Genomic DNA, 26,254 nt, shown 5'->3' with positions numbered 1-26,254 from the left:
GCCGTCTCTACCGTCGGACGGGTGACAACGCGTACTGATGGGCCGCCGCGCGCCGAAGGGCCGCGTACCGCCGTGCTCACGGCGTACGGCCGGCAGGTGGACGGCCTGTTCACCTACTGTCTCTCGGTGCTGTGCGAGCACGACGCCGCCGCCGACGCCCTGGACGAGGTCCGCGAGCTGGCGCAGCGGCACGGCGCGCGGCTGGCCGAGCCCGGGCTGGTCCGGGCCTGGCTGTTCTCGCTGGCCCGGTACTGCTGCCTGCGGCGGCTCGCGGACGGGACGGGGCGGGAGGCCGACGCGGAGCTTCCGGAGGCCGAGGCGGCCCGGCGGCGGCGGGAGCTGGCCTCGCTCGCCTGGCCGGAGGCAGCCGGCACCGACCCGGAGCAGCGGGAGGCGCTGGAGCTCTCCGTCCGGCACCGGCTGACCCCGCTCGAAGTGGCGGCGGTGCTGGGGCTGCCGTTCGAGGCCACCCGGGCGCTGCTCGGCGCGGCGGAGGCGGAGGTGGCGCGGACCCGGTCGGCGCTGCTGGTGCTCGGGACCGGCAGCTGCCCGGAGCTGGACCGGCTCGGCGGGGTCGGGGCGGAGAGCCGGCGGGACTGGGTGCTCGGCCCGGCGCTGCGGCGCGAGCTGGTGCAGCACGTGGTGGACTGCCCGACCTGCCGCGGGACGGCGGAACGGGTGGCGGGCGAGGCGGCGGACGGCGCGGCGGGGCTCTCGGGTCTGCCGCTGCTGATCGCGCCCGCGGCGGCGGTGGACGGGCCGGGGCGCGTCGGGGCGGTGACGCGCCTGCCGCACGCTTCCGGTTCGGCGCGGCGGGCCACGGAAGCGGGTGCGGGGCCGGCCGGCGAGCCGGGGCTGCGGTTCGACCCGAGCGGGTTTCCGCGTCACCGGGCTCCGGACGCGGGCCGGGGTCTGGCGGTCCGTCGACGGGTGGTGACCACCGGGGTGCTCGCGGCCGTGCTGGCGGCGCCGGTGGTCGCGCTGTGGGCCGGGCACCGGGGCGGCGGCGGGCCGGGGGCCTCGGCCGCGGTCTCCTCGGTGCGGGTGGACGGGACCGGGCAGCGGGCGCCGGAGCCCGGGCCCGGCGGTCCGGCGGCGCCGGGGGTGCCCGGGATGGAGCTGGCGGGGGCCGGAGCGACGACTGCAGAAACGTTGTTCCCGGGGTTCCACGGGCTGGCGCTTCAGGGTCCCGCCGTCCCGGTGCCCGGCCTCGGCGCGACCCCGCTGGGCAGCCCGACACTGGTCGCCGCGCCCGCTCCCGCGGTCGCCCCGATGGCCGCCGGTTCCGGCGGGGCGGCGGAGCGGACCGCGCCGGCCGGGCTGCTCACCGTCGAGGCGGGCGAGTACGGCAGCCGGACGATCATCACGCTCACCAACTCCGGCGCCACCGACGTCCGTTGGCACGCCGTCGTGGACGCGGCCTGGCTTCGGCTGAGCCGGGACTCCGGGACGCTCGAACCGGGCCGGCGCATCACGGTGATCGTCACCATGGACGACGACCTCGCCCCCGCCGCGCCCTGGACCGCCCGGATCGCGCTGCCGCCCTCGGAGGCCGTGGTCACTCTGGAGGGCGGCCCGCACAACCGGGGCGGCTCGGCCTCCGCGCCGGCCGAACCGGGCGCCACAGCCTCGCCGACCGGATCTCCGACGGCCGCGCCGACGACAGCACCGACGACGCCGACGACGACCCCGACAGCAACCGCGACGGCGACCGCGACGCCGTCCTCGCCCGCGCCGTCGTCCCCGTCCTCGCCGACGGCTTCGCCGACCCACACGCCGACCGCCGCGCCGACGGCCACGCCGACCGCCACGGAGTCCCCCGGCAGGACGGCCTCGCCCCACCCGACGGCCACGCCGTCGGCCTCACCGCACTGAGGTCAGCGCCGGTGGATCGGCGGCACCTGGTACGTGCCGTCCAGGACCGACGGCTTCGGCTGGTAGAGCCGGATGATCGGCCGGAACTCGCCCTCCGGGGTGGGCAGCCAGTTCGCGGCCTCCGCCGACTCCGTGGGCTCCTCGTGCTGGAGCGTCAGGGTGAGCGAGCCGTCCGCGCCGTACACCAGGCCGGGGGTGCGGTCGCCGATCGAGTACCGCTCGATCGGGTTCGCCACCAGGTGGTAGTCCGGGACCGAGTACATCGTGACCGACCAGAAGGCCTCGGCCGGCGGCGGCTGGTCGAACCGGAGCGTGTAGCGGTGCGCACCGCTGAGCGGGCGGCCGTCGGAGTCGTCGTACGTCATCGCGTACGAAGCCTCGTAGGCGTGGTTGCCCCAGAGGCCGGCCCGGGCGGCGGCGGCCCGGCTGAGGTAGCCGGCGCGCCGGTCGGGGATGCGCCACTCGGGGTCGTCGAGGGTGCCGGGGCCGAGGTGGTCGACGTTGTAGTCGAACAGGTGCAGCGCCGAGCGCCACTCCCCGGCCGGGTGGTCCTCGGGTGGGCGGGTGGCGTCCTCGACCCGTTCGCGCCCGGCGGCCAGGCCCTTGAGCAGGGTGAGCGTCCAGTCCGGCACCGCGGCGCGGTACGGCGAGATGTCCTCGTCCAGCAGGCCGAGCGGGGCGAAGCGCTGCTCGTACTCCACGTCGGGCCCGGCGGGCGGGAAGGCCTGCATCCAGACCCGCAGGCGCTCGAAGAAGGCGAGCCGCTCGGGCACGTCCGGGTCCGGTTCGGGCAGCCCGGCGACCAGGCCGCCGGGCTCCAGCGCGGTGACGGTGAGCCCGTCCTGGAGCGCCCTGACCCGGGGGAGGTCGTCCGGACCGGCGCAGGCGAAGCGCCCGACGACGGTGGCCACCCTGGTCGGCGCCTCGATCACCCTCGCCGGGTCGGACGGGGTGCCGTGCCAGTCGGGCGGGACGATCAGCCAGGTCTGCGCGCCGGTGCCGGTGGCGCGGCTGCCGAGGTAGGCGAAGTTGTCGGTCCAGGCCCCGACGAACTGCAGCACGTAGTACGCGCCGGCGGTGTCCGGGACGTGCAGCACCTGCGGGCCCTCGGAGAGGTCGAGCTGGGCGATCGAGTAGACGGTGTCGTTGTTGACCGAGACGAAGTCGTCCCCGGGCGCGGCCAGCCGGGTGGCGTGGCTGAAGTGGTTGAACGGCGCCGCCGGGAGGGTGCCCATGCCGCCCCGGGTGAAGCGCTCGACCATGGTGAGGCCGGCGACGAGCGGGTAGCCGTAGACGTAGGCGTCGGCGGCCAGGGCCTCCAGCTCGGCGTGGTTCATCGGGTGTCCTTCGTCGGGCGGGCGCGGAACGGTCGGGCGGGCGCCGAGCGGGGGATGGCGCCGGCGGCTCAGCGCGGGGTGAGCGGCGGGAGCTGCCAGCGGCCGTCGAGCACCGCCCGGTCCGGCCCGTAGAGCCGCAGGACGACCGAGAACGGGCCGTCCGGCGCGGGCAGCCAGTTGGCGGAGTGCTGGGCGTCGGCGGGGCGCTTGTGCTGCACGTAGAGGGTGAGGCCGCCGTCCGGGTCGCGGACCAGGCCGGGGGTGCGGTCGACGATCGAGTAGCGGTCGAGGATGTTGTCGACCAGCAGGCGGTCCGGGAGCGCGTACAGGGTGGCCGACCAGAAGAAGCGGGCGGGCGGCAGTCCGTCGGGGCCGAAGCGGATGGTGTAGTCGCGGTCGCTGGCGCTCGGCGGCCGGTGGCCCGCACTGTCGGCGGTCCAGGCACCGCGCCAGACCTCCTCGGCGGGCAGCCCGTACAGCCCGAGGTTCGCGCCGACCGCCTGGCCGAGGTGGTCGGCGCCGATCTGCTCGCGGGTGCCGAACGCTCCGGCGGAGGTGGCGAGTTCGGCGGCTTCGGCGGCTTCGGCGGTGGCGCGCTCCAGCCGGGCCCGACCGTCGGCGATGCCGCGCTCGATCTCGGCGCGCACCTCCAGCGGCAGGGCGGCGGGCTCGAACTCGCCGCGGCCGTCGATGCCGAGGTCGGTGAGGCGGCCGCGCAGGTCCGTTTCGGAGGGCGGGAGCGGGACGGCGGCAAGCAGGGGCGACGCCGGGACTGCGGGGTGGGGCGGGAGCGGGAAGAAGCCGAGCAGGAAGTCGAGGAAGGCGAAGAACTCGATGGTGTCCATGACCTCGTCACGCCACACCGGCCAGACCGGGTCCGGGGCGGGGGTGGGCGCCGGGGTGCCCGCGTACTCGTGCAGCGGGCGCAGCCGGTACCGATCCTGGACCGCCCTCAGGTCGGCGACGTCGGCGGGCGCGTTTCCGACGAGGTGGGTATGGCCGACGACGCCGATCAGTTGAGTGGCGGTGCGGATCACGCTGGTGATGCCGGGCGGGACGTCGCCCTGCCAGGCGGGGCCGACCACCAGGTGGTCGCCGGCCTGCCGGCCGGTGGCGCGGGAGCCGACGAACCCGGCGTGGACGGTGTCGAGTTCATGCAGCGCGAGAACGTAGTAGCGGTCCTCGGCGGGGACGGAGATCACCCACGGCTCGGTGCGCAGGTCGAGCCAGGCCCAGGAGGGGCGGGTGTCGTTGTCGGGGGCGGCGATGTCGGTGTCCGCGGGGGTGAGCGGCTGCGGGTGGTGGCGGAAGACACCGAAGCCGCCGACGTACCTCGGGTCCGCGTCGTCCAGCGCCTGCGCGTACAGCGTGCGGTAGTTCCGCAGGATCGGATAGCCGCGGACCCACGCCTCGGCGGCGGTCGCGCGGATGGTGGCCGGGTCGACGAGTGCCGGGTTGACCATGCTGTCGCTCTCCCCAACCGAGATTCGGGCATTTGCCTACATTTCGGATGCTATGTGGGCTGGGGCGGGTCAGCACCTCCGCTCAGCGCGAACCCACGCGTACGAGGGAGCCGGTACGGAGAGGGTGTCCGGTATGAAGATCCTCCTGCTCGGGGGCTCGTCCTTCCTCGGACGGGCCTTCGCCTCGCAAGCCCTCGACCGCGGCCACGAGGTGACCACCTTCAACCGCGGCGTCTCCGCCGCCGACCCGGAGGGCGTCGAGGCCGTCCGGGGCGACCGCGACCGCGCCGACGACCTGGCGCGACTGGCCGACGGCCGCAGCTGGGACGCCGTCGTCGACACCTCCGCCCAGCAGCCCGCCCAGGTCGCGCTCTCCGCCCGGCTGCTGCGCGAGCGGGCCGGCCACTACACCTTCGTCTCGTCGGTGCACGCCTTCGCCGACTGGCCCGCCCAGGTGGTCACCGAGGACTCGCCGACGCACCCCTGCCCCGCCGACACCCCGCCCGACCAGCCGTTCAGCGCCGCGCTCAAGGCCGGCTGCGAGCGGGCCGTGCTGGAGACGTTCGGCGCGGGGCGCACGATGATCCTCAACAGCGGGCTGCTGATCGGACCGTACGAGAACGGCGGCCGGCTGCCGTGGTGGCTGGAACGGATGGCGCGCGGCGGGCGGGTGCTGGCCCCGGGCGATCCGAAGCGGACGATGCAGGTGATCGACGTCCGGGACTTCGCCGCGTTCGGGCTCGACCTGCTGACGGCCGGGGCTGCGGGCCGGTACGTCACCACGGCGCCGCCCGGCCGGCTGACCTTCGGGGAGTGGCTGGAGACCTGCCGACAGGTCGCGGGCGCCCCGGACACCGAGCTGGTCCAGGTCGACGACGCGTCGCTGCTCGCGGAGGGGCCGGACAAGGTCGAGCCGTGGAGCGAACTCCCGCTCTGGGCCCCGGATCTGCCCGAGATGGCGGGCGTCTGGCTCGCCGACACCACGCGGGCGGAGGCCGCCGGGCTGCGCTGCCGTCCGTTCCCCGAGACCGCGCGGGACACCTGGGACTGGCTGCGGACCCGCGGGCCGGCCGAGGACACCGACGCCGAGGGGCGCAAGGGGCGGCCGGGCGCCCGGGTGCTGCAGGGCATCGAACCGGCCAAGGAACAGCGGCTGTTGGCCACACACGGGTGACTGGCGGGAGTGGGAAGTCGGCCCGGCCGACTTCCCACTCCGTGTGCGCCCTCATCTCCTTGTGGGCACTCAGCCCCTTGTGGGTGCTCAGTCCCTTGTGGGCACTCAGCCCCTTGTGGGTGCTCAGTCCCTTGTGGGCACTCAGCCCCTTGTGGGTGCTCAGTGCGTCCGGCGGGTCACCAGCTCGGCCAGGGCCAGCAGCTCGTCCGCCGCCGCCGGCTCGGGGACGGCCACCGCCAGCTGGGCCATCGCCGCGGCCATCCGCTCGCATGACTCGCCCTGCGCCCAGCCGCGCCCGCCCGCGCCCTCGACGGCCGCCGCGCAGAGCGTCAGCTCCTGCGGGCTCAGCGGGCGTTCCAGCGCGTACAGTTCGGCGAGCCGGGCGCCCTCGGCGGTGCCCGAACCCAGCGCCGCGACCACCGGCAGCGACTTCTTCCGCGCCACCAGGTCGGCGCCGACCGGCTTGCCGGTGACCGCCGGATCCCCCCAGATGCCGATCAGGTCGTCGATCAGCTGGAACGCCAGGCCGATCTGCCGGCCGAAGCCGTCCATCGCCTGCGCGGCCTCCTCGGACCCGCCCCCGTACTGCGCGCCCATCGCGCACGCGGCGCCGAGCAGGGCGCCCGTCTTCGCCTCCGCCATCGCCAGGCACTCGGCGAGCGAGACGTCGCTGCGCTTCTCGAAGGCGCAGTCGATCTGCTGGCCCTCGCAGAGCTCGACCACGCACTCGGTGAGCCGGCGGACGGCGGGCCGGGCGGCTGCGTGGTCGTCCTCGGCCAGCAGGCGCAGCGCCAGCGAGTGCATGGCGTCCCCGGCCAGGATCGCCTCGGTGGTGCCGAACACCCGCCATGCGGTGGGACGGTGACGGCGCGTCTCGTCCCGGTCGATGACGTCGTCGTGCAGCAGCGTGAAGTTGTGCACCAGCTCGACGGCCGCCGCGGCGGCGGTGGCCGTGGCCGGGCTGCCGCCGAGGGCCTGGGTGGCGGCGAGGACCATGGCCGGCCGGATCGCCTTGCCGGAGGGCGCGGCGGCGGGCGAGCCGTCCGCCTCCCACCAGCCGAAGTGGTAGCCGGCGACCTTGCGCATCGCGCCCGGCAGCGAGTCGACGGCGGCCCGCAGGACCGGGTCGACCAGGCCGCGGGCCCGGGCGAGGACGTCCGCCGCCTCGTGCCCCTCCCTGTGATCCCGTTCCAGCGTGGGGCTCGTCATGGGTTCCTCCCCCTGATGACCTGTGGTGAATGGCCGGCTGCCGCCTGTCGCCGGGGGCCCGACCAGTGGCGCGCTGGACGCGCGCGGGAGCGCCGCCCGACCGGGTGGCCCAGGCCGGGCGGCGCGCTGCAAGGGGCGGCCCCGATCAGTCGTGGCGCTGTGCGACGTCCACGTTCTCCAGGACGCCGATCGCGTCCGGCACCAGGATCGCGGCCGAATAGTAGGCGCTCACCAGGTAGGAGATGATGGCCTTCTCGTCGATTCCCATGAACCGCACCGAAAGGCTCGGCTGGTATTCGTCCGGAATTCCGGTCTGGTGCAGCCCGATGACGCCCTGGTTGTCCTCGCCGACACGCATCGCGATGATCGAGCTGGTGTGGCCGTCGACGATCGGGATCTTGTTGCACGGGAAGATCGGCACGCCGCGCCAGGACGTGATGTGTTTGCCCTCGACCTCGACGGTGCCCGGGTAGAGGCCGCGGCGGTTGCACTCGCGGCCGAAGGCGGCGATCGCCCTGGGGTGGGCGAGGAACATCCTGGTGCTGCGGCGGCGGCTGAGCAGGTCGTCCATGTCGTCCGGCGTGGGCGGGCCGGAGTGGGTCTGGATCCGCTGGTCATAGTCGGCGTTCTGCAGCAGGCCGAACTCGGGGTTGTTGACGAGCTCGTGCTCCTGGCGCTCGCGCAGCGCCTCGATGGTCAGCCGCAGCTGGTGCTCGGTCTGGTTCATCGGCTGGTTGTAGAGGTCGGCGACCCTGCTGTGCACCTTGAGGATGGTCTGGGCGACGCTCAGCTCGTACTCGCGGGGCTTCAGCTCGTAGTCGACGAAGGCGCCGGGCAGTTCGAACTCACCCTCGTGGCCGGCCGAGAGGCCGATCGCGGCCTCGCCGTGCTTGTTCTGCGCCTGCTGGAAGCCGTTCAGGTACTCCATGATCTGCAGCTGGAGCGCCTCGGAGCGGTCATGGAGCTCCTGGAAGGCGGACCAGGCGAGCACCATCACGGTGCCGGCGGTGGCCGCCTTCACCGTGTACGGCCAGGTGTTGTCCTCCGCCTGGAGCGCCTCGTCACCGAGGTGGTCGCCGTCGGCGAGGGTGCCGACCACCGTCTGCTCGCCGTACTTGCCGGTGCCGATCCGGTCGAGCTTGCCGTGCGCGATGACGAAGACCTCGTCGATCGCCGTCCCGGCCGAGACCAGCACGTCACCGGCGGAGAACTCACGCTGCACGAAGCGCCCGGCCAGCTCCTCCAGGACGGCCTCGTCCTCGAAGCCGCGCAGCACCGGCACCTCGGCGAGGCTCGGCGGGACGATCCGCACCTCGGCACCGGTCTTGACGAAACTCACCCGGCCGCGACCGACCGAGTAGCGCAGGCGACGGTTCACCCGGTAGGTACCGGCGGACACCTGGACCCACGGCAGCATCCTGAGCAGCCAGCGCGGGCTGATGCCCTGCATCTGCGGCGCGGACTTGGTGGTCGTGGCGAGGTTCCGCGCCCCCGCCGTGCTCAGACTCTGCTGCTGCCGGATGTCCGGCTGCCCGGCGGGCGCGGGAATACCGGCATTGGTTTCGGTCGACATAGGGAGCCCTTCGCATACCCGATGAAGTGTCGCCTTGCATATTCATGGTGCGACTTCATGGTGGGCCCATTCGGAGGTAGCCCGCAATCACTCTTTCGAGTGGATCGGAATAACCGAACAAATAGTACGACTGGATCGCCTGATCGATATGCGTTCGATAGGCAATTCGAACTCATCGGAATACGGACCCGCCATCTTGCCGCACCCGGGCGGCTCGCGTGCGCGAAACGGCAACCGGCGGAGCGGCAAGCCGGCTACAGCGGCCCGTTCCAGTCGAGCGTCGGCTCCAGGACCCCCTCCAGGGTGAGCAGCCAGCGCTTCACCTCGATCCCGACCCGTCCGCCGCCGAAGCCGCCGATCCCGTCCGCCGCCACCACCCGGTGGCACGGCACCAGCAGCGCGACGGGGTTGGCGGCCATCATCTGCCCGACCGTGCGGGCCGCCAGGCCGGGCTCGGCCACGTCCTCGAACACCCCACTGCGGGCGGCCAGTTCGCCATAGGTGATGGTTCGGCCGTACGGCACCTCGCGCAACAGCGCCTGCAGGACGGCGCGGTGCGGGCCGCTGCTCAGGCTCCAGTCGATCGGCAGGCCCAACTTCCGGCTGCGGCCCGACAGATAGGCGCCGATCCGGTCGGTGACGGCGGCAACCTTCGCGCCGTCCGTGCACGGCGGCGTCTCGTCGCCCCGCCCGCCGTAGCCGGCCGCCGCCACGCCCAGCGGCGTCACCGCGATGTGCATCGGACCGCTCGGCAGCGGCGTCGGCACGGTCAGCCAGGACATCGACCAGGACTGCGGCACGCTCGGGCCCCCACCCTCCACCGGGCCGGCCACCGGCCATCCCGGCAGCCCTGAGGCGCGCGGCACCCGCGTCCCGCCCCGCGCGCCATCGTACGGCGGGCTCCCGGCGCCGGTCGCCGCTAGAGCCGCCCCTTCAGCTCGGCCACGAGCGCCCGCGACCAGCGCGACAGCTCGGCGCGGTCCGGCTTCCGCCCCTCGCACAGCACGGTGAGCTGCGCGTCGTTGATCCGGTTCGGTCCCGGGATCTCCAGCAGATAGGCCAGTTCTTCGAGCACGGTGGCGAGCCGCGCGGCGTCCGTGTGGTCGAGGGTCACCGCCGCCTCGTGGTGGCTGATGGTGAGCGAACCAGGCATGACCAACCTCCTCCGTCCCCCGCACCCTCCACGGTACGACCGCCCCGCCCGAGGCGCCTCACCGCCGTGAGGCGGCGAGGCCCGAGGTCACTTCTCGGGCGGCGGGACGGCGCGGCGGCCCTGGGGGAGCAACGCGTCCAGCCGTTCGGCCAGTTCGGGCACGCTGGGGCGGGTGTCCGGGGCGGTGCGCAGGCAGGCGTCGATCGCGGCGGCGAGGGGCTGCGGGAGGCGGCGGCGCCGGGTGACCGGGGGTGCCGGGCCGTCGGGGGACGGGCCGTCGTAGGGGACGTCGCCGGTGGCCGCCTCGTACAGGGTGATGCCGATGCCCCACACATCGGCGGCCTCGGTGAGCGGGCCGCCGTGGGCCTGTTCCGGGGCGAGGTAGCCGTCCGTGCCGATGCCCGGCTTCGCCGGCCCGGGCGGCCGGGCGATGCTGAGGTCGAGCACCTTGGCGCGGCGGCAGTCGATCACGACGTTGGACGGCTTCATGTCGAGGTGCAGCAGACCGCGCCCGTGCAGGTAGTGCACGGCCGAGCACAGGTGGAGTCCGAGCAGGGCCACGTCGGTGGCGGCCGGGCGGCGGGCGCGGCGGTCGATGAGGTGGGCGAGGGTCTCGCCGGTGAGGGTCTCCAGGACGGCGTACGGCTGCGGGCGCTCGCCCGTCCCGTAGCCGCGGACCAGGTGCGGGTGGGTGAACTCGGTCAACCAGCGACCTTCCCGGAGGAGGCGTTCGCGCAGCCGCCGGTCGCGGAGCCGGTCGGGCCGGATCACCTTCACGACGCAGCGGCAGTCCCGTTCCTCGCTCCAGGCGTCGTAGAGGTCGAGCCAGCCGGTGCGGCACAGGTGCGCCAGGACCTGGTAGCCGGGGGCGACGAACGTCCCGGCGGCGATGGGCTGTTGGGCGTTCACGGCGACACCATCCCGGTTCCCCGTCATCACGGCACTCCGCTCATCACGGTTCCCCGTCATCACGACACCCCGCTCGTCACGGCACGCCTTGCAGCGGGCGCCGGTGCAGCCGGTCGAGGTGCGCGTAACCGTCGTTGCGGGCCAGCAGTTCCTCGTGCCTGCCGGTGTCCGCGACGCAGCCGCTGCGGAGCAGCACGATCCGGTCCGCGCCCCGGACGGTCAGCAGATCGTGCGAGATGATGATCGTCGTCCGGCCCCGCATGAGCCGTCCGAGCGGCTGCAGGATCCGCCGCGCGGACTCGGCGTCCAGCCCGGTCGTCGGCTCGTCGAGGATCAGCACGGGAGCGTCCCGGATCATCGCGCGGGCGATCGCCAGCCGCCGGCACTGCCCGCCGGACAGCAGCCGGCCGTGCTGGCCGACCAGCGTGTCGTAGCCGTCCGGCAGCCGGCTGACGAACTCGTGCAGGTCGGCGGCCCGGGCGGCCGCGACGATCTCCGCGTCCGTCGCACCCGGCCGCCCGTAGGCGATGTTCTGGCGCACGGTGCCGTGGATCACCAGGGTCTCCTGGAGGAGGACGGCGATGTGTTCCCGCAGGTCGGCCAGCGCCAGTTCGCGCAGGTCGATGCCGTCCAGCCGGACGGCGCCGCGCTCCGGGTCGTAGAAGCGCAGCAGAAGCTTGGCGACGGTCGACTTGCCCGCGCCGCTCGGCCCGACGAGCGCCACCGTCTCCCCCGGATCGGCATGGAACGACACGTCGAACAGCGCCACCCGGGTGGTGCCCGGGTAGCGGAACCACACCCCGTCGAAGGTCACCTCGCCGCGCACCCGGGCGGGCCGCAGCGGCGCCGGCGGATCGCTCACCTGCGGTTTCTGGTCGAGGAGTTCGATGATCCGCTCGGCGGCGGCCGAGGCCGAGTAGAAGCCGTTGCTCAGCCGCGAGATCCCCCGGATCGGGCCGTACAGCCGGCTCAGCAGCGTGACGAACACCAGCAGTTCGCCCAGCGTCAGCCGCCCGCGCGCGAGCTCCCAGGCGCCCAGCCCCAGGACGATCAGCGCACCGGCCAGCTCCAGGACGTCCACGATCGGCGCGAACAGCGCCCGCAGCCGGGTGGCCTCCATGGTCGCCCGGAACCGTGCCAGGCTCTCCCGCAGGAACCGCTCCTGCTCCCAGTCCTGCCGGTTGCAGGCCTGCACCAGCGCAATGTTGCCGAGCGTCTCCTCACTGAGCGCGCTCACCGAGCCGCTGCGCCGCCGCCGCTCCCGCGACGCGGCCTTCACCAGCGCCGAGAACCGCCGCGCCGTGTACCAGAACAGCGGCGCCACGACGAGCGCGACGAGCGCCAGATCCCAGCGCAGGTAGAACAGCACGGCGAGGAACACGGCGAGTTCGGCGGCGTACGCGACGGCGTCGACGATGCCCGAGAGCAGGAAGGTCTCGACCGCCTCGACGTCGCCGGTCAGCCGCGCCAGCACGTCGCCGAGCCGCCGGCGTTCGAAGAAACCGAGCGACAGGCCCTGCAGGTGTTTGAACAGATCCGTTCGCAGAGCCAGCAGAAAGCGCTCGCTCACCCACGTCGAGGTCATCTGGTCGGCGAAGCGCAGACCCCCCGCCACGACCGTCAGCCCGGCGTAGGCGAGCATGATCGGCAGGAACAGCCCGAGTCTGTGCGGCACCAGCACGTCGTCGACGACGACCTTGAACAGCCAGATCGCGGCGGCGTCGACGAGCGGGCCGGCCAGGACGAAGACCAGCAGCACGGCCAGCCAGCTCCGCCCGCCGCGGGTGTAGGGCCACAACCGCCCGAACGTCCGCCGCAACGGCACAGCCGGGGCCATCTCGACGACCGGTTCCACCTGGTCGTCGCCGTCATCCACGTCGACGGTCATCAGCCGCCGCAGCGACCACACGGTACGAGTCCAGCCCTGGAAACGTGGCCGGGCCGATGGCCCGGCCCTGACAGGACGGCTAAGCCGTCAGTGCCGCGAGTGGCTGGTCCGCCGGCGGCGACGACCGTGCTGCGTCTTCGAGGTCCTGGTCGGCTTGGAGGTCGTTGTCCGCTTGCGCGGATGCCTCATGGCCGGCACCAGGTTGGCCAGCATGCTCATTGCTGCCACCTTTCTCTTCCATCCCCCCTACCAGGAAATACGCACCCCCGCCCGTTCCGGTTCACCCCCGCCGCCGGTTTCCTGCCGCCCGGTCCGGGCTCTCGGGCCTCACGTCCCCGAAACGCCCGGACGCCCCCGAAAACGCCGAGGGGCCCCGGACCACACCGGTCCGGAGCCTCTCGCCACGTCGGTGGCTACGGACGGCGGCCCCTCTCGTCGTCCCGCAGGTCCCATTCGTCGAGGGTGCGCCGGGTTTCGGCGGCGAGCGGGTGGTGCGGGCCGTAGAGCCGCTCGGTGTCGAGGAGCAGTCGGAGCTGGGCCGTACGGGCACCGGTGCGGTCACCGGTCGCGAAGAGCAGGTGTGCCGTGCGGCTGCGGACCTCCAGCGCGAACGCCGGATCGTGGTCGGCGAGCCGGTCCAGCTGGGGAAGCAGGGACCGGTACTCGGCGAGTGCCGAGACGTGGTCGCCGAGGTGTTCCAGGCACTGCGCCGCCTCGACGCGGAAGCGGAGGGCCTGCGGGTCGGTCGGGCCGGCCTCGGCGGAACGCTGCTCGATCAGCAGCCGGAACTCCGGCAGCGCGGCGTGGAACTGACCGTCCTCCAGCAGAGTCGCGGCGTACTGCTTCCGCAGCATGTGGACGACGGGAGAGTTCCGGCCGTGGGCCTCCGCGGCGGCGGACAGCGCTCCGCCGAGCACGCTCACGGCCTGGGTGATCCGACCCGCGTCCAGCAATCCCTTGGCCTCCTCGACGGCGGCGGCGATGTCGGCCTTCCCGCCGACGGATGCGGGAGGGCCCGGGTGCGGATCCGCGGCGGGCACGGTCGGCACGGTCGGCGAGTGCGGTGACCGGCGCGGCAGCTGCCCGCTGTGCCAGGGCGCGCAGGGCTGCCGGAACGGCCGGGTCGGGTCCATCGGTACCCCGGGACCGTCGGGGCGATTCGAGGCGGGCCCGGGCAGCAGGGGCGCCAGCGCGCCGTAGACCTCCGCCGCATCGGCCGGACGGTCCCGCGGGTCCTTGGCGAGCAGCCACAGGACCAGGCTCTCCAGTGGTTCCGGCACCTCCGGCCGGAGCCGGCGCAGTGGCAGCGGCGGCTCGTGGAGGTGCCGGTGCAGCACGCCCAGCGCGGAGGAACCGGCGAAGGGGACCGTGCCGCTGAGCAGTTCGTGCAGGATCACGCCGAGCGAGTAGAGGTCGGCGCTCGGGCCGACCTCTCCTCCCATGGCCTGCTCGGGCGCCATGTACGCGGGGCTGCCGATGGGAGAGCCGGTGAGGGTGAGCCGCGTGGTGTCGGAGTCGAGGACGGCGGCGACACCGAGGTCGAGCACGACGACGGTGCCGTCGGGACGGACCATGACGTTGCGCGGCTTGAGGTCGCGGTGCACGGCCCGCACCGCGTGCACGGCGCCCAGCACCGGGCAGAGCTGCGCTGCCACGGCGACCGCCCACGGCCAGGGGTAGGGATCGTGCTCGGCCAAGTGGTCGGCCAGGTCCGCGCCCTGGACGTACTGCATGGCCAGGTAGAGGTCGTCGCCGTCGTCGGCGGCGTCGTGCACGGTGACCAGTCCGGGGTGATCGACCTGGGCGGTGACCCGGCACTCCCGGGCGAAGCGCCGCCGGACTCCGTCGAGCTCCTCCGCTTCGGGCGTCCGGTCGGGCCGGAGCAGCTTGATCGCCACCCACCGGTCCAGGGTGTGGTCGTGCGCCGTCCACACCTGGCCCATTCCGCCCTGTCCGATGAGCGTCGCCAGCTCGTACCGTCCGGCGACGAGCCGACCCTTCATGCGCGCTCCTGCTGGTCGAGGTAGGCGCTCAGTTCGTCGAGCCCGGCCCTGACCTGCCCGATGCGGTCCTGGCGCGGCAGACCCGGGGGTGGATAGCCCGGCTGCACCGGCGGCAGTGGCACGAGGGTTCCCGGGCCGGGAACCACCCCGTCCGAAGGCTGCGGCCGCAGGTCGACGGCGAGGAAGTACGCCGGGGCGAAGACCATGGTCCCGAGCAGCAGCACCACCCCGGTGGTGGCCTGCCAGCTCTTCTGCTCGGACGGCCCGATCAGCACCAACCCGCCGACGGACGCCGCCGCCACCGAAACCAGCACCAGCCAGTCGCGCCTGCGGCGGTGCACGAGCGCGAGGTACAGCATCGACATCCAGCCCAGCATGCCGATGGTCAGCACCGGAACGGCGGTGAGAACCACCCGGAGAACCACCCTCCACACACGCGCGCCACGTCGGGGCGGCGGCGCTGTGGGGACGGGGCCGTACATGGGCCAGCTCCTGCTCGGCGGAGGTTGATCGGTGATTGCCGGGGTCAGCCTACCGACCCCTCCGCCGCGCGGCCGTCGCCCGTCAGGACGGGCTGATGCTCCCGTCCGTCAGCCCGTCGTACAGGCCCTGGACGAGCAGTTCGCCCAGCCTGGCGGCCAGGCGTGTCGCCTCCTCGAAGGCGGCCACCGCGCGGAACCGCTCCCCGTACCGCCGCTGGTCGGCCAGCGGCAGCCGCGGCACCTGGAGCCGGCGCACGTCGAGCCGGGTCGCGGACGTGGTGAAGCTGCTGGCCTGCCGGTTGTTCGCACTGCTGCGCAGGAAGCCGGCGAGGAACCACGGGTCCAGGGTGGCCGGGTCGGGTCGCAGCAGGTGGACGTTGCGGCCCAAAGCGGCACCGGCGACGGCTTCGTCGATCACGCGGGTCGTGGTGCCCCGGCCGAGCACGGGGATCACCACGTCCCCGACCCGGGTGAGCACCGGCTCCTCGTCCTCGCCCTCGGGCAGCACGCCGGAGGGGGCGCCGCCCGACACGATGTCGTGCTCGGTCAGGACCGGCGGGCCGCCGGTGCCGGCTCCGGCACCGCCCGTCCGCATCAACAGGGCTCCCGTCCTTGCGAGTTCTCCGATGCTGGTCATCGGCCAGTGCGCGGGCGCGCCCTGGACGCCCACCACCGGTGTCAGTTCCACGGTGCGCTGCAGGGCACCGGTCAGGCGGTCGCGGGCCTCGCTCAGCCCCGCCTCTCCGGCGCCCGCCGCCCGGATCGGCAGGTGCCGGGCCGGGGTCACGTCCACGTCGTCGTCCAGCAGGTCGACCAACGGGACGACGCGGCTGACGCCGGACCGCTCCGGTGCCGCACCGTCGCGGTCGAAGGCGTACCAGTCCTCCAGCACCGTGCTGCGCAGCTCCTGCCAGGGCAGCTTCTCCCCGCCGTCCGGCCGCTCGGCGGCGTTCACCAGCAGCAGTCGCTGCGGTTGCGGCGCGTCCGCCGCGGGGCGGCGCAGCACCCACAGGTGCAGGGGGATCCCGTACGGCGGGGCCACGCCCGCGGGCAGCGCGACGACCGCCCGGAGCGCGCCGCGCCGCAGCAGGTCCGCCCGGATCCGCCGACCCGACCGGCGGGACGCCGCGGCGGGAGGCATCAGCAGCACGGCGCAGCCGTTCTCGCGCACATGGGCGAGGGCGTGCTGCACCCAGGCCAGCTCGGACTCGGTCCGCGGCGGCAGCCCGTACTCCCAGCGGGTGTCGTAGGCGAGCTCCTCGTGCCCCCACGAGCGTTCGTTGAACGGCGGATGGCACAGCACGGCGTCCGCGCGCACGGCGGTGTGAGCGTCGGCGCGCAGGCTGTCGCCCACCCGGATTCGCACCCCCCGGTCCGTGTGCAGGGCGAGGCGCAGCGCGGTCAGCGCGGCGAGGTCCGGATCGACTTCCTGACCGGTCACCGTGGTCGTGGGACCGGCAGCGCAGAGCAGGCCGCCGAAGCCGCAGGCGGGGTCCAGCACCAGCTCGGCCGGGCCGGCGAGTTCGGCCATCAGCTCCGACAGCGGTGCGGGGGTGAGCGTGTACTGGCGGGGCCCGGCCTCCAGGTGGCGTCCCATCAGGAACTCGTACGCCTGGCGGGCACCGAGTTCGTTCGCGAGCTCCGCGCCACCGCGCAGCAGCACCAGACGCTCGGTCAGCTCGGGCCCGCTCGGCACGGGTACCGGGTGGTCCTCGCCCAGGCGGGCGCGGAGTGCCCCGGCGAGCGCTTCGGGCAGCTCGCGGGTCAGACGGCGATCGTCGGCGGCGACCAGCTCCTGCCATCGGGTGGGCTGGTCGCGCAGCAGGAACACGGCACCGACCAGTCGCAGCGCGGTCGCCGCCCCGTCAGGATCCCGTTCGATCTGCTGCCAGACCCGTTCCCGCAGGGGCACCTGGACGAGCTTGCCCTGGTCGCGCAGCCACCGCTCGACGTCGGCCAGGTCGAAGACCGGGCTGGTGTCGGTGCCGCCGACGGGCTGGGGGAAGTCCGCGTGCCTGCGCCGCCAGTTGCTGACCGCGGCGCGGCCGACACCGGCCAACCGCGCGATCCCGGCGGCAGTGACGTCTGTCCTGTTCTCCGGCACCGAGTGGACCCCTCCCCGAGACGCTACGACTGAGCACGATCCTACAACCTGCCTCACGGGGAGTTCACATGTTGACGCGGTTCACAGGCGATGATCTGATTGTCCCGCCGCTCACACAGATCCCCACCCGAAAGGTGGACACCCCTCCATGTCTCAGCAACTCCGCCGGGCCACCCTGATCGCCTGCAGCGCCACCGCGGTTCTCGGCCTCGCCGCCTGCGGCCCGGACGCGATCCCCGGCCCCGCCGCGGGCACCGACGGCCTCCCCAACGGGACCAAGCTGAACGCCATGCTCCTGCCGGCCACCGCGCTCCCGCCGAAGCTCAAGCTCGACCCCAGCGGCACCAAGAGCACCGGTGACGGCTTCAACCCGCCGATTTCGCCGTCCGCCGTCCCCGCCTCCAAGGCGTGCGACATGCTCAACGGGACGGGATGGATCAACGCGGCGGGGATCAACGCGGCGTCCTTCGCCCAGAACGACTACATGGACGACTCGCAGGACATGTTCGCCCAGGAGCTGGACGGCTACCGGGGCAACGACGCGCAAACGGTCATGGCCAACCTGAAGGCGGCTCTCACCGCGTGCCACACCTACACCGTCACCCAGAACGGCCAGAACTACACCGCGACCGTCACCATGCAGAGCCTGCCCGGCGTCGGGGACGACGCGCTCCAGGCGGTCATCACCTCACCGGACTGGACCGGGGGCAGCACGCTGGTCGCCGCCCGAGTCGGCAGCATCGTGGTGACGACCTACGACAACGACCAGCGCAACACCGGAACCGCCGGCGTGGACCTGACCAAGACCCTGGCCAAGAACGCGGCTTCCGCGCGCTGAACCGGGCCCGATCAGGCACCGCATGCCCGCCCCCCGCCGCTCACAGCGGCGGCGACACGGCGGCAGGCCCGGCGCTACGAGGGGAGCGCCGGGCAAGCCGCCGTCTACGGCCGACCGCGCAAGGACGCCCAGTCCACCGCAGCCACCCGGCCGACCAGGCCCAGCCGCTCACGCAAACGGCCTCGGACGAGTCGTCCGAGGCCGGCGATGAAGCTCCCGGAAGGCCAGAACTGCAGCTCATCCAGGGTGGAAAACGAGAGCCCCCTGTCGGGTTCGAACCGACGACCCCCGCTTTACAAGAGCGGTGCTCTGGCCAGCTGAGCTAAGGAGGCACGGTGGCCGTCCGCGAGGGATCACGGCGGCACCGGGGGCAGTCTACCGGGCCGGGGTGGCGGGGTGGGGGGATATCCGGCGGTTGGTGGCCGGGACGGGCGAGATGGAACCGATGCGGAAATCGGACGGGAGGGGGCTGACAAGCGGCGGAAGCGCAGGTAGCGTCGCCGGGAGTCGGTTTCGCGCAGTGGTTCAGACCACTGGGCGGGCCGGCGGAGACACACGAACCCCTTTACTCGGATCGTCCGGCACGTTCCTGCCGGTGAAGGAGAGCAACAACCATGGCTTCTGTCACGTACGACCAGGCGACCCGCGTCTACCCCGGGGCGGACAAGCCCTCGGTGGACGCGCTGGACCTGGAGATCGCGGACGGCGAGTTCCTCGTGCTGGTCGGCCCCTCGGGCTGCGGCAAGTCGACCAGCCTGCGCATGCTGGCCGGCCTGGAGGACGTCAACAGCGGCGCGATCCGGATCGGCGACCGGGACGTCACGCACCTGCCGCCGAAGGACCGGGACATCGCGATGGTGTTCCAGAACTACGCGCTGTACCCGCACATGACCGTCGCCGAGAACATGGGCTTCGCGCTCAAGATCGCCGGCGTGAACAAGGCGGAGATCCGGACGAAGGTCGAGGAGGCCGCGAAGATCCTCGACCTGACGGAGTACCTGGACCGCAAGCCGAAGGCGCTCTCCGGCGGTCAGCGCCAGCGGGTCGCGATGGGCCGCGCGATCGTGCGCCAGCCGCAGGTCTTCCTGATGGACGAGCCGCTGTCGAACCTGGACGCCAAGCTCCGCGTCTCGACCCGGACCCAGATCGCCGGTCTGCAGCGCCGCCTGGGCATCACGACGGTGTACGTGACCCACGACCAGACCGAGGCGCTCACCATGGGCGACCGGGTGGCGGTGCTGAAGGGCGGCGTGCTCCAGCAGGTCGACACCCCGCGCAACATGTACGACAGGCCCGCGAACCTGTTCGTGGCCGGCTTCATCGGCTCGCCGGCGATGAACCTGGTCGAGGTGCCGCTGGTGGACGGCGGCGTGAAGTTCGGCGGCTCGGTCGTCAACATCTCCCGCGAGGACCTGGCCGGCGCCGGCAGCGACAAGTCGGTGACGGTCGGCATCCGCCCTGAGCACTTCGAGGTCGTCCCGGCGGGCGGCATCGAGGGCGTCGCGGTGACCGTCAACGTGGTCGAGGAGCTCGGCTCGGACGGCTTCGTCTACGGCACCACCAAGATCGGCGGCGAGGACAAGGACCTGGTGGTCCGCGTGCACGGCCGCCAGATCCCGGCCCGCGGCGAGACGATCCACGTCGTGCCGATCGCGAACGAGAGCCACGTGTTCTCCACCAGCACCGGCGCCCGCCTCGGCAACTGACCGGCAGCCGATCGGCGGCCGAGCAGGCCGCCACACGGAGCCCGTCGGACCTTCCCCGGTCCGGCGGGCTCCGTCCGTACACCCCCGCGTCAACACGGTGCAGGGACGAACCCGGACACGGCGTCACTCGATGGTGTAACGGAGGGCGATCCGGCCCGCACCCACCGCTACGCTCCTGAGCGTGAAGCAGCTAGTTCGCCGTATCGGCCAGACCGTCGCCCTCACCCTGCCCGTCGTCCTGGTGACCACCGGCACCCTCGCCGTGACCCGGGTGCCCTGGGCCCCGCCGACCGGACTCGACCAGCAGGTCGTGGCGGCCTCCAGCGGCGACGGCGCGGGCATCGGCCGGACCGCCACCGCCGCCGGCAAGGCAGCGGACGGCCTGGCGCCGCAGGAGGCGCTGCGGGTCGCGCTGCTGGACGAGTTGCGCGCACACAGCCCGGCCGCGGCGCTGGACCTGCTGGAGCGCTCGATGCGCGAGCAGCCGTCGCTGACGCCGTACTGCACCTCACTCGCCACCGAGCTGGGCAAGGCGACGGTGAAGAAGTACCAGGGCGACGTGCAGCGGGCCCGCTCGTTCGCCCGCCCGGTCTGCGACGGCTCGTTCGCGGCAGGCGTCGCCGGCTGACGCCTCCGGTCGCAGGCCGAGGGCCCGGTCGCCGGCTTGACGGCCCGGCCGGAGGTCCGGCGCCCGCGCAGCCCCGGCCACGTCCTCCGCAGCACCCCGCCACGCGCCTATTGTTCAGCCATGACCGCTGATCCCGGCCCCAGCGCCGACCTCACGTCCCCGCAGCAGCCCCGCCCGCCCCGGCCGACCACGACGCCCGTCACACAGGCCGTCATCCTGGCCGGCGGCCAGGGCTCCCGGCTGCGGCCCTACACGGACGACCGCCCCAAGCCGCTGGTCGAGATCCCGGGGACGGGCGTGCCGATCCTCGGCCACCAGCTGGCCTGGCTCGCCTCCGAGGGCGTCACCGACGTGGTGGTCTCCTGCGGGCACCTCGCCGACGTGCTGCAGGAGTGGCTGGACAAGGCGGACCTGCCGGTGCGCGTCCGCACGGTGGTCGAGGACGAGCCGCTCGGGCGCGGCGGCGGGCTCAAGCACGCGGCCAAGGCGCTGCCCCGCCCGAACGAGCCCTGGTACGCCACCAACGGCGACATCTGGACCCGTTTCAGCCTGCGCGACATGGCCGCCTTCCACCACGAGCGGGACGCCGTCGCGACGCTCGCGCTGGCCCGGCCGCGGATCCCGTGGGGCGCGGTGGAGACCGACCAGTTCGGCAACGTGCTGGACTTCATCGAGGCGCCGCCGTCGCCGTTCCTCATCAACGCGGGGCTGTACGTGTTCAGCCCGCAGTTCACCGAGCTGCTGCCCGACGTGGGCGACCACGAGCGCACCACCTTCCCCCAACTCGCCCGCAGCAAGCGGCTCGCGGGATACCAGCTGCCGCAGGGCGTGTACTGGCGAGCGATCGACACCGCGAAGGACCTCACGGAGGCGGCCAAGGAGCTCGCCGCCGGGGCCGGCCGCACCCCCCAGTAGCGGCACAGCCAGTAGCGACACAGCAGTTCGGCCGGGTGCTCCCCCTGGAGCACCCGGCCGATGCGTTCCCCGCCGGCGAAGACCCGACGGAAGACCCCGTCAGGTCGCCGTCGGGGTCCCCGGACGGCTGGACCAGTCACCGCCGGACAGATCGGCCAGCGGCCCGCTGCCGAGCACTCCGCCCAGCAGGCCGGGGCCCGAACTCGGGCTCGGCCGGGCCCCGGTCCCCGAGCCGCCGGGGACCGGGGTGGAGCGCTGGACGGGTGCGGAGCCGGCCGGCGTGGCGGCCGAGGAGGCCTGGGCCGCACCCGCGCCGTTGTCCGCCCTGCCGGAGTGCTTGCCGCTCGGCGTCGGCGAGGCGGGGCGGGAGGACGGGGCGGAGGACTGCGGCGCGGTCGGGCTCGGCGTCGGCGTGGCCGGACGGGAGGCGGCGGGCGAGGGCGTGGTGGACGTGCCCTGGCCTCCCGCGGCGCCGGACGGGGAACCGCTCGGCCAGACCGGCGTGCCGTAGTCGGTGGCCGGCCGGGCCGGGCCCTGGTGCGGGCGGGCCGTGGTGCGCACCGCCGCGCCGAGCATCGAGCCGAGCAGGAGCGTCAGGCCGACGACGACCGTGGCGAGCAGGGTGCCCCGGCGCAGCACCCGGCTGCGCAGGGCCGCGGGCGCGCCCGCGGGGTAGCGGCGCCAGGCCTCCAGGTTGAGCCGCCCGTCCAGCGAGGCGAACGGCGCCCCGGCGATCAGCAGCGGGCTCCACGCGGCCAGGAAGATCAGGTCGGGGGTGTCGTAGGCCGGCACGGCCCGCCAGCTGACGGTGAACAGCAGGACGGCGGAGAGCAGCATCGCCGCGCCGGCCGCGAGCCGCTGCCAGAGGCCGAGGACGGTCAGCACGCCGACCACGATCTCGGTGAACGACACCATCAACCCGGCGCCGACCGGGTGCGCCATGGCGAAGGCCAGCAGCGGCTCGGCGACCTTCCAGGGGTGCAGCGAGGCCAGCCAGCGCATCATCGAGCCGCGCTCGCCGCCGTCGAAGTAGACCGGGTCGCAGAGCTTGCTGAACCCGGCGTAGACGGTCAGCGAGCCGAGGAGGGCGCGCAGCGGCAGCAGCACCAGACCGAGGTCGACCCGGCGGCCGGGGTACCAGGGCTGCTTGCCCTCGGCGTCGGCGGCGCAGACCTCGGGCAGTTCTCCGCTCGGCGCCCAGCCCTGCGGCGCGCCGACCGGGCCGACGCCCGCGTCGCTCGCGGTGCCGGCGCCCTCGCGCGGCTGGCGCGGGACGGTCCGGGCGCCCGCGAGGGACGGGATCACCTGGGTGTCCGCCTCGGCCAGGCCCACGCCGCCGCCCCCCGAAGGGGAACCGCTGAGCCGGACGGCCTCCAGGAGCCGGGTGGCAGCGAGGTCCCCGGGGGGCGCCTGGCCGGTCCAGGTGACGGCGGTGACCCGGCCCTTGCGGCGCGGCGCACCGGCCCCGGCCAGCACCGGGACGGCGGCGGGCATCACCATCTGCGGGGCGACCAGCGGACGGCGGATCAGGCCCTGGCCCGCGTACGGGTCGCCGAACGCGGCACCGGTGGACAGCAGTCCGGCCGGCGCCTCGATCAGCGGCGCCACCGGGGCGCCGAGCCGGAGCCGGAAGCTCGCCTGGGTGCTGCTGAGACGCGCGGGGTCCGACGGCACCTTGACGGTGTCGAGGCCGGGGCCCGCGTCTATCCCGGTGCTGCCGCCGCCGAACAGGGGGCGCCGAGGTGTTCTGGTGTCCACGCCCGTCTAACCGGGTGACGGCCGCTTAGGACACTCTCCCGGGTGGATATCCGGCGACCGCTTGAAGTGATCATGAGAAAAGCGATCGGGCCCGGTCGGACCCGATCGCTTTCCACCCGGACTACGGGGAGTTCAGAAGATCTCCTGCACGACGACCCCGGGATGTGCTGGGCAGTCCCGCGACGTGCTCAGCGGACGTGCTCAGCGCTTGGCGCGCAGCCGGGCGGCCTCGTACAGCACGATGCCCGCCGCGACACCGGCGTTCAGCGACTCGGTCAGACCCGACATCGGGATCCGCACCCGGATGTCGCAGGTCTCCGAGACCAGCCGGGACAGGCCCTTGCCCTCGCTGCCCGCGACGACCACCACCGGGCCGGTCAGCACGTCCAGGTCGCCCAGCTCGGCCTCGCCGTCGGCGGCCAGGCCGACGACCATCAGGCCGGCCTTCTGGTAGGCCTCCAGGGTGCGGGTCAGGTTGGTGGCGCGGGCGACGGGCAGCCGGGCCGCGGCACCGGAGGAGGTCTTCCAGGCACCGGCGGTCATGCCGGCCGCGCGGCGCTCGGGGATGACCACGCCGTGCGCGCCGAAGGCGGCGGCGGAGCGGACCACGGCGCCGAGGTTGCGCGAGTCGGTGACGCCGTCCAGCGCGATGATCAGCGCGTCCTGGCCGGCGTCGGCGGCCTCCTCCAGGAGGTCCTCGGGGTGCGCGTACTCGTACGGCGGCACCTGGAGCACCAGGCCCTGGTGGTTGAGCCCGCCGGTCATCTGGTCCAGCTGCGGGCGCGGGGCCTCCATCAGCGGGATGCCGCGGTCGTTGGCGGCCTGGAAGGCCTCGCGGACCCGGTCGTCGGTGTCGATGAACTGCTGGACGTATAGCGCGTTGGCCGGCACGTCGCCCTGCAGGGCCTCGACCACCGAGTTGCGGCCGAAGACCAGCTCGGCGCTGCCCGCGCCGCCGCGGCCGCCCCGGCCGGCCCCGGCGCGGCGCATGCCGGCGCGGGCCTTGGCGTCCCGCTCGCGCTTGAGCGCGGCGTTGGCGGCGCGCTGCTTGGGGTGGCCCTTGCGCGCCTCACCGGGCGGGGTCGGGCCCTTGCCCTGGAGCGCCTTCCGGCTGTGCCCGCCGGTACCGACAGACGCGCCCTTCTTCGATCCGGGGTTGCGGCGGTTCCTGCGCTGGCTGTTGCCGGCCATGGCTGTACTTCCTGTCTGTCCGGCATGCCCGACCGTCCCGCTCGGTGCGGCGGCGGCCGACGGCATGCGCTACGTCATGCGGGAGGGCCGCACCGGTCCGGTGCGGCCCACCCTCACCCCGATCGTCAGATGGGGTTACTGGCTGTTGATCGTCCAGCGCGGGCCGGACGGGGTGTCCTCGATCGCCAGCCCGGCCAGGCCGAGCTGGTCGCGGATGGCATCCGCGGTGGCGAAGTCCTTGCGCTCGCGAGCGGCCTGCCGCTGGTCCAGGACCAGGCGGACCAGCGAGTCGACCACGCCGTGCAGGTCGTCGCCGCGCTCGGCCCCGGCCCAGTGCGGGTCGAGCGGGTCGAGACCCAGCACTCCGAGCATCGCACGGACCTCGGCCAGCCGCGCCACCACGTTCTCCTTGTCGTCCGCGGTCAGGGCGCTGTTGCCCTGGCGGACGGCGGTGTGCAGCACGGCCAGGGCCTGCGGCACGCCCAGGTCGTCGTCCATCGCCTCGGCGAAGGCCGGCGGCACCTCGGGCGCCGCGTCGACCTGGCCGCAGCGCTCGACGGCGCGCTGGATGAAGCCCTCGATCCGGCCGAACCCGGCCTCGGCCTCGCGCAGCGACTCCTCGCTGTACTCGATCATCGAGCGGTAGTGCGGGGCGGCCAGGTAGTAGCGCAGCACGATCGGCCGCCAGCGCCGGACCATCTCGGAGACCAGCACCGAGTTGCCGAGCGACTTGCTCATCTTCTCGCCGGCCATGGTGACCCAGGCGTTGTGCACCCAGAAGTTGGCGAAGTCGTCACCGAAGGCCTTGGACTGGGCGATCTCGTTCTCGTGGTGCGGGAAGATCAGGTCGAGCCCGCCGCCGTGGATGTCGAAGGCCGAGCCCAGGTACTTGTGGGCCATCGCCGAGCACTCCAGGTGCCAGCCCGGGCGGCCGCGGCCCCACGGGGTGTCCCAGCTCGGCTCGCCCGGCTTGGCGGCCTTCCACATCGCGAAGTCGCGCGGGTCCCGCTTGCCGGTCTCGCCCTCGCCCTCGGGCTGGCGCAGGTCGGCCAGCTTCTGGTTGGAGAGCGCGAGGTAGTCGGGGTACGACTTCACGTCGAAGTAGACGTTGCCGTCGGCGGCGTAGGCGTGGCCCCGGGCGATGAGCCCCTGCATCATCTCGATCATCTCGGGGATGTGCCCGGTGGCCCGCGGCTCGACGGTCGGCGGCAGGCAGCCGAGGACGGTGTAGCCGTCGTCGAAGGCGCGCTCGTTCGCGTAGGCGATCTGCCACCACGGCGTGCCGAGCTCGCGCTCCTTGGCGATCACCTTGTCGTCGATGTCGGTGACGTTCCGGGCGAAGGTCACCCGGTAGCCGCGGTAGGCGAACCACCGCTGCATGATGTCGAAGTTGAGGCCGGACCGGATGTGCCCGATGTGTGGCGCCGACTGGACGGTAGCGCCGCACAGGTAGATCGAGACACAACCCGGTACAAGCGGGACGAAGTCGCGTACCTGGCGGGTGCTGGTGTCGTACAGGCGAATGCTCACAGCGTCAAGCGTAGTGGGCACCGAGGGGTGCCCCGCCACATTCCCGGGGGAACGGCAGCCCGGAGGCAGTCGGCCGGCGGTCAGGGTGGCAGTCAGATGTTGCCGACCACCTTGCGCGGGGTGAGCCGCACCACCACCCGGACGTCGTCCGGCCCGTCGAAGCGGTAGACGTCCTCGCCACGGTACTTGGCGGCCAGCCGGTCGATCAGCTCCCGGCCGCCCTCGGTGGTCAGGGTGACCGAACCGCGCACCTCGAAGTACTCGTACGGGCTCTCCGGCGGGTTGACCACCAGCGAGATGCGCGGGTCCTTGACCAGGTTGAGGTGCTTGCGGCGGCCCTCGACGGTGGAGAACACGATGTCCTCGCCGTCCCGGGCGACCCAGACCACGGAGGACTGGGGGCTGCCGTCGGGCTGGACGGTGGAGACCACCGCGAAGCTCTTGCCGTCGATCAGGGCCTTGGCACGGTCGGAGAGTTGGGCGCTCATCGGGAACCTCTTCTCGTCGTCGGCGGTACG

At 73.5% G+C, this 26,254-nt stretch carries 21 protein-coding genes and 1 tRNA gene; 6 read left to right on the top strand and 16 right to left on the bottom strand.

The window, feature by feature from the left end; genetic code table 11:
* The first annotated feature begins 21 nt into the window (after positions 1-21).
* A complete protein-coding gene (locus tag F7Q99_RS43140) occupies positions 22-1,875 on the top strand; it encodes a BACON domain-containing protein (RefSeq protein WP_153461849.1) in 1,854 nt (617 codons plus the stop codon).
* A gap of 2 nt (positions 1,876-1,877) precedes the next feature.
* On the opposite strand, the gene F7Q99_RS14910 is transcribed toward F7Q99_RS43140, so the two are convergent.
* Positions 1,878-3,212 (bottom strand): DUF1254 domain-containing protein, encoded by a 1,335-nt coding sequence (locus F7Q99_RS14910; protein ID WP_153461847.1) that lies wholly within the window; start codon positions 3,210-3,212, stop codon positions 1,878-1,880.
* A gap of 68 nt (positions 3,213-3,280) precedes the next feature.
* Entirely contained in the window at positions 3,281-4,675 is a 1,395-nt protein-coding gene (locus F7Q99_RS14905; protein WP_153461845.1) for a DUF1254 domain-containing protein, read from the bottom strand.
* A 133-nt stretch (positions 4,676-4,808) separates the two neighbouring features.
* On the opposite strand from F7Q99_RS14905, the gene F7Q99_RS14900 reads away from it, so the two are divergent.
* Positions 4,809-5,849 (top strand): NAD-dependent epimerase/dehydratase family protein, encoded by a 1,041-nt coding sequence (locus F7Q99_RS14900; RefSeq protein WP_195911068.1) that lies wholly within the window; start codon positions 4,809-4,811, stop codon positions 5,847-5,849.
* Positions 5,850-6,008: 159 nt separating this feature from the next.
* Here the strand turns inward: F7Q99_RS14900 and F7Q99_RS14895 are convergent, their stop codons facing one another.
* The 9 genes from F7Q99_RS14895 to F7Q99_RS14855 all read right to left on the bottom strand — a co-directional run bounded on the left by F7Q99_RS14895 (position 6,009) and on the right by F7Q99_RS14855 (position 17,170).
* Positions 6,009-7,058 (bottom strand): family 2 encapsulin nanocompartment cargo protein polyprenyl transferase, encoded by a 1,050-nt coding sequence (locus F7Q99_RS14895; protein ID WP_153461841.1) that lies wholly within the window; start codon positions 7,056-7,058, stop codon positions 6,009-6,011.
* A gap of 145 nt (positions 7,059-7,203) precedes the next feature.
* On the bottom strand, positions 7,204-8,631 hold the full coding sequence (locus tag F7Q99_RS14890) for a family 2B encapsulin nanocompartment shell protein (RefSeq protein WP_153461839.1): 1,428 nt from the start codon (positions 8,629-8,631) through the stop codon (positions 7,204-7,206).
* 254 nt (positions 8,632-8,885) lie between these two features.
* The gene (locus F7Q99_RS14885) at positions 8,886-9,431 is read right to left on the bottom strand and encodes a methylated-DNA--[protein]-cysteine S-methyltransferase (protein ID WP_326846675.1); all 546 of its coding nucleotides are present in this window, start codon (positions 9,429-9,431) and stop codon (positions 8,886-8,888) included.
* Between the two features lie 119 nt (positions 9,432-9,550).
* Complete coding sequence (locus tag F7Q99_RS14880) at positions 9,551-9,784, bottom strand: hypothetical protein (RefSeq protein ID WP_153461837.1); 234 nt, start codon at positions 9,782-9,784, stop codon at positions 9,551-9,553.
* 87 nt (positions 9,785-9,871) lie between these two features.
* On the bottom strand, positions 9,872-10,693 hold the full coding sequence (locus tag F7Q99_RS14875; RefSeq protein WP_326846674.1) for a serine/threonine-protein kinase: 822 nt from the start codon (positions 10,691-10,693) through the stop codon (positions 9,872-9,874).
* Between the two features lie 76 nt (positions 10,694-10,769).
* A complete protein-coding gene (locus tag F7Q99_RS14870; protein ID WP_326846673.1) occupies positions 10,770-12,602 on the bottom strand; it encodes an ABC transporter ATP-binding protein in 1,833 nt (610 codons plus the stop codon).
* A gap of 392 nt (positions 12,603-12,994) precedes the next feature.
* Positions 12,995-14,584: a serine/threonine-protein kinase gene (locus F7Q99_RS14865; protein ID WP_153461833.1), complete on the bottom strand. Its 1,590-nt coding sequence runs from the start codon at positions 14,582-14,584 to the stop codon at positions 12,995-12,997.
* Positions 14,581-14,997, bottom strand: coding sequence for a hypothetical protein (locus tag F7Q99_RS14860; RefSeq protein ID WP_153461830.1), 417 nt, complete (start codon positions 14,995-14,997; stop codon positions 14,581-14,583). The genes F7Q99_RS14865 and F7Q99_RS14860 overlap by 4 nt, the downstream gene beginning before the upstream one ends.
* A 151-nt stretch (positions 14,998-15,148) precedes the next feature.
* Positions 15,149-17,170 carry an N-6 DNA methylase gene (locus F7Q99_RS14855; protein ID WP_326846672.1) on the bottom strand — a complete coding sequence of 674 codons (2,022 nt, stop codon included), beginning with the start codon at positions 17,168-17,170 and terminating at the stop codon, positions 15,149-15,151.
* 148 nt (positions 17,171-17,318) lie between these two features.
* On the opposite strand from F7Q99_RS14855, the gene F7Q99_RS14850 reads away from it, so the two are divergent.
* Complete coding sequence (locus F7Q99_RS14850) at positions 17,319-18,008, top strand: hypothetical protein (RefSeq protein ID WP_153461828.1); 690 nt, start codon at positions 17,319-17,321, stop codon at positions 18,006-18,008.
* 258 nt (positions 18,009-18,266) lie between these two features.
* Here F7Q99_RS14850 and F7Q99_RS14845 read toward each other — a convergent pair.
* Positions 18,267-18,340, bottom strand: a tRNA-Thr gene (locus F7Q99_RS14845).
* Positions 18,341-18,622: 282 nt separating this feature from the next.
* On the opposite strand from F7Q99_RS14845, the gene F7Q99_RS14840 reads away from it, so the two are divergent.
* The 3 genes from F7Q99_RS14840 (at position 18,623) to F7Q99_RS14830 (ending at position 21,257) form a co-directional block, all read left to right on the top strand.
* Entirely contained in the window at positions 18,623-19,714 is a 1,092-nt protein-coding gene (locus F7Q99_RS14840; protein ID WP_153461826.1) for an ABC transporter ATP-binding protein, read from the top strand.
* Between the two features lie 181 nt (positions 19,715-19,895).
* Positions 19,896-20,342, top strand: a complete 447-nt coding sequence (locus F7Q99_RS14835; RefSeq protein ID WP_326846671.1) for a hypothetical protein — start codon at positions 19,896-19,898, stop codon at positions 20,340-20,342.
* Between the two features lie 120 nt (positions 20,343-20,462).
* Entirely contained in the window at positions 20,463-21,257 is a 795-nt protein-coding gene (locus F7Q99_RS14830; RefSeq protein ID WP_153461822.1) for a nucleotidyltransferase family protein, read from the top strand.
* A gap of 99 nt (positions 21,258-21,356) precedes the next feature.
* On the opposite strand, the gene F7Q99_RS14825 is transcribed toward F7Q99_RS14830, so the two are convergent.
* The 4 genes from F7Q99_RS14825 to F7Q99_RS14810 form a co-directional block, all read right to left on the bottom strand.
* On the bottom strand, positions 21,357-23,015 hold the full coding sequence (locus F7Q99_RS14825) for a DoxX family protein (protein ID WP_326846670.1): 1,659 nt from the start codon (positions 23,013-23,015) through the stop codon (positions 21,357-21,359).
* A 201-nt stretch (positions 23,016-23,216) separates the two neighbouring features.
* Positions 23,217-24,206, bottom strand: a complete 990-nt coding sequence (rlmB, locus tag F7Q99_RS14820) for a 23S rRNA (guanosine(2251)-2'-O)-methyltransferase RlmB (protein ID WP_153461820.1) — start codon at positions 24,204-24,206, stop codon at positions 23,217-23,219.
* Between the two features lie 135 nt (positions 24,207-24,341).
* The gene (gene cysS, locus F7Q99_RS14815; protein ID WP_326846669.1) at positions 24,342-25,736 is read right to left on the bottom strand and encodes a cysteine--tRNA ligase; all 1,395 of its coding nucleotides are present in this window, start codon (positions 25,734-25,736) and stop codon (positions 24,342-24,344) included.
* A gap of 92 nt (positions 25,737-25,828) precedes the next feature.
* Positions 25,829-26,224, bottom strand: coding sequence for a PPOX class F420-dependent oxidoreductase (locus F7Q99_RS14810; RefSeq protein ID WP_153466191.1), 396 nt, complete (start codon positions 26,222-26,224; stop codon positions 25,829-25,831).
* Positions 26,225-26,254 lie beyond the last annotated feature (30 nt).

Origin of the sequence: Streptomyces kaniharaensis (assembly GCF_009569385.1) — a bacterium.
Classification (GTDB): domain Bacteria; phylum Actinomycetota; class Actinomycetes; order Streptomycetales; family Streptomycetaceae; genus Kitasatospora; species Kitasatospora kaniharaensis.
Note: the sequence above shows the minus strand (reverse complement) of the source record. Positions and strands in the feature narration are given on the sequence as shown.

Coding starts and splice junctions, on each gene's coding strand:
- F7Q99_RS14905 (WP_153461845.1), bottom strand. CDS start 4,675: ATGGTCAACCCGGCACTCGTCGACCCGGCCACCATCCGCGCGACCGCC.
- F7Q99_RS14890 (WP_153461839.1), bottom strand. CDS start 8,631: ATGTCGACCGAAACCAATGCCGGTATTCCCGCGCCCGCCGGGCAGCCG.
- F7Q99_RS14895 (WP_153461841.1), bottom strand. CDS start 7,058: ATGACGAGCCCCACGCTGGAACGGGATCACAGGGAGGGGCACGAGGCG.
- F7Q99_RS14850 (WP_153461828.1), top strand. CDS start 17,319: ATGTCTCAGCAACTCCGCCGGGCCACCCTGATCGCCTGCAGCGCCACC.
- rlmB (WP_153461820.1), bottom strand. CDS start 24,206: ATGGCCGGCAACAGCCAGCGCAGGAACCGCCGCAACCCCGGATCGAAG.
- F7Q99_RS14865 (WP_153461833.1), bottom strand. CDS start 14,584: ATGAAGGGTCGGCTCGTCGCCGGACGGTACGAGCTGGCGACGCTCATC.
- F7Q99_RS14910 (WP_153461847.1), bottom strand. CDS start 3,212: ATGAACCACGCCGAGCTGGAGGCCCTGGCCGCCGACGCCTACGTCTAC.
- F7Q99_RS14810 (WP_153466191.1), bottom strand. CDS start 26,224: ATGAGCGCCCAACTCTCCGACCGTGCCAAGGCCCTGATCGACGGCAAG.
- F7Q99_RS14840 (WP_153461826.1), top strand. CDS start 18,623: ATGGCTTCTGTCACGTACGACCAGGCGACCCGCGTCTACCCCGGGGCG.
- F7Q99_RS14830 (WP_153461822.1), top strand. CDS start 20,463: ATGACCGCTGATCCCGGCCCCAGCGCCGACCTCACGTCCCCGCAGCAG.
- F7Q99_RS14880 (WP_153461837.1), bottom strand. CDS start 9,784: ATGCCTGGTTCGCTCACCATCAGCCACCACGAGGCGGCGGTGACCCTC.
- F7Q99_RS14900 (WP_195911068.1), top strand. CDS start 4,809: ATGAAGATCCTCCTGCTCGGGGGCTCGTCCTTCCTCGGACGGGCCTTC.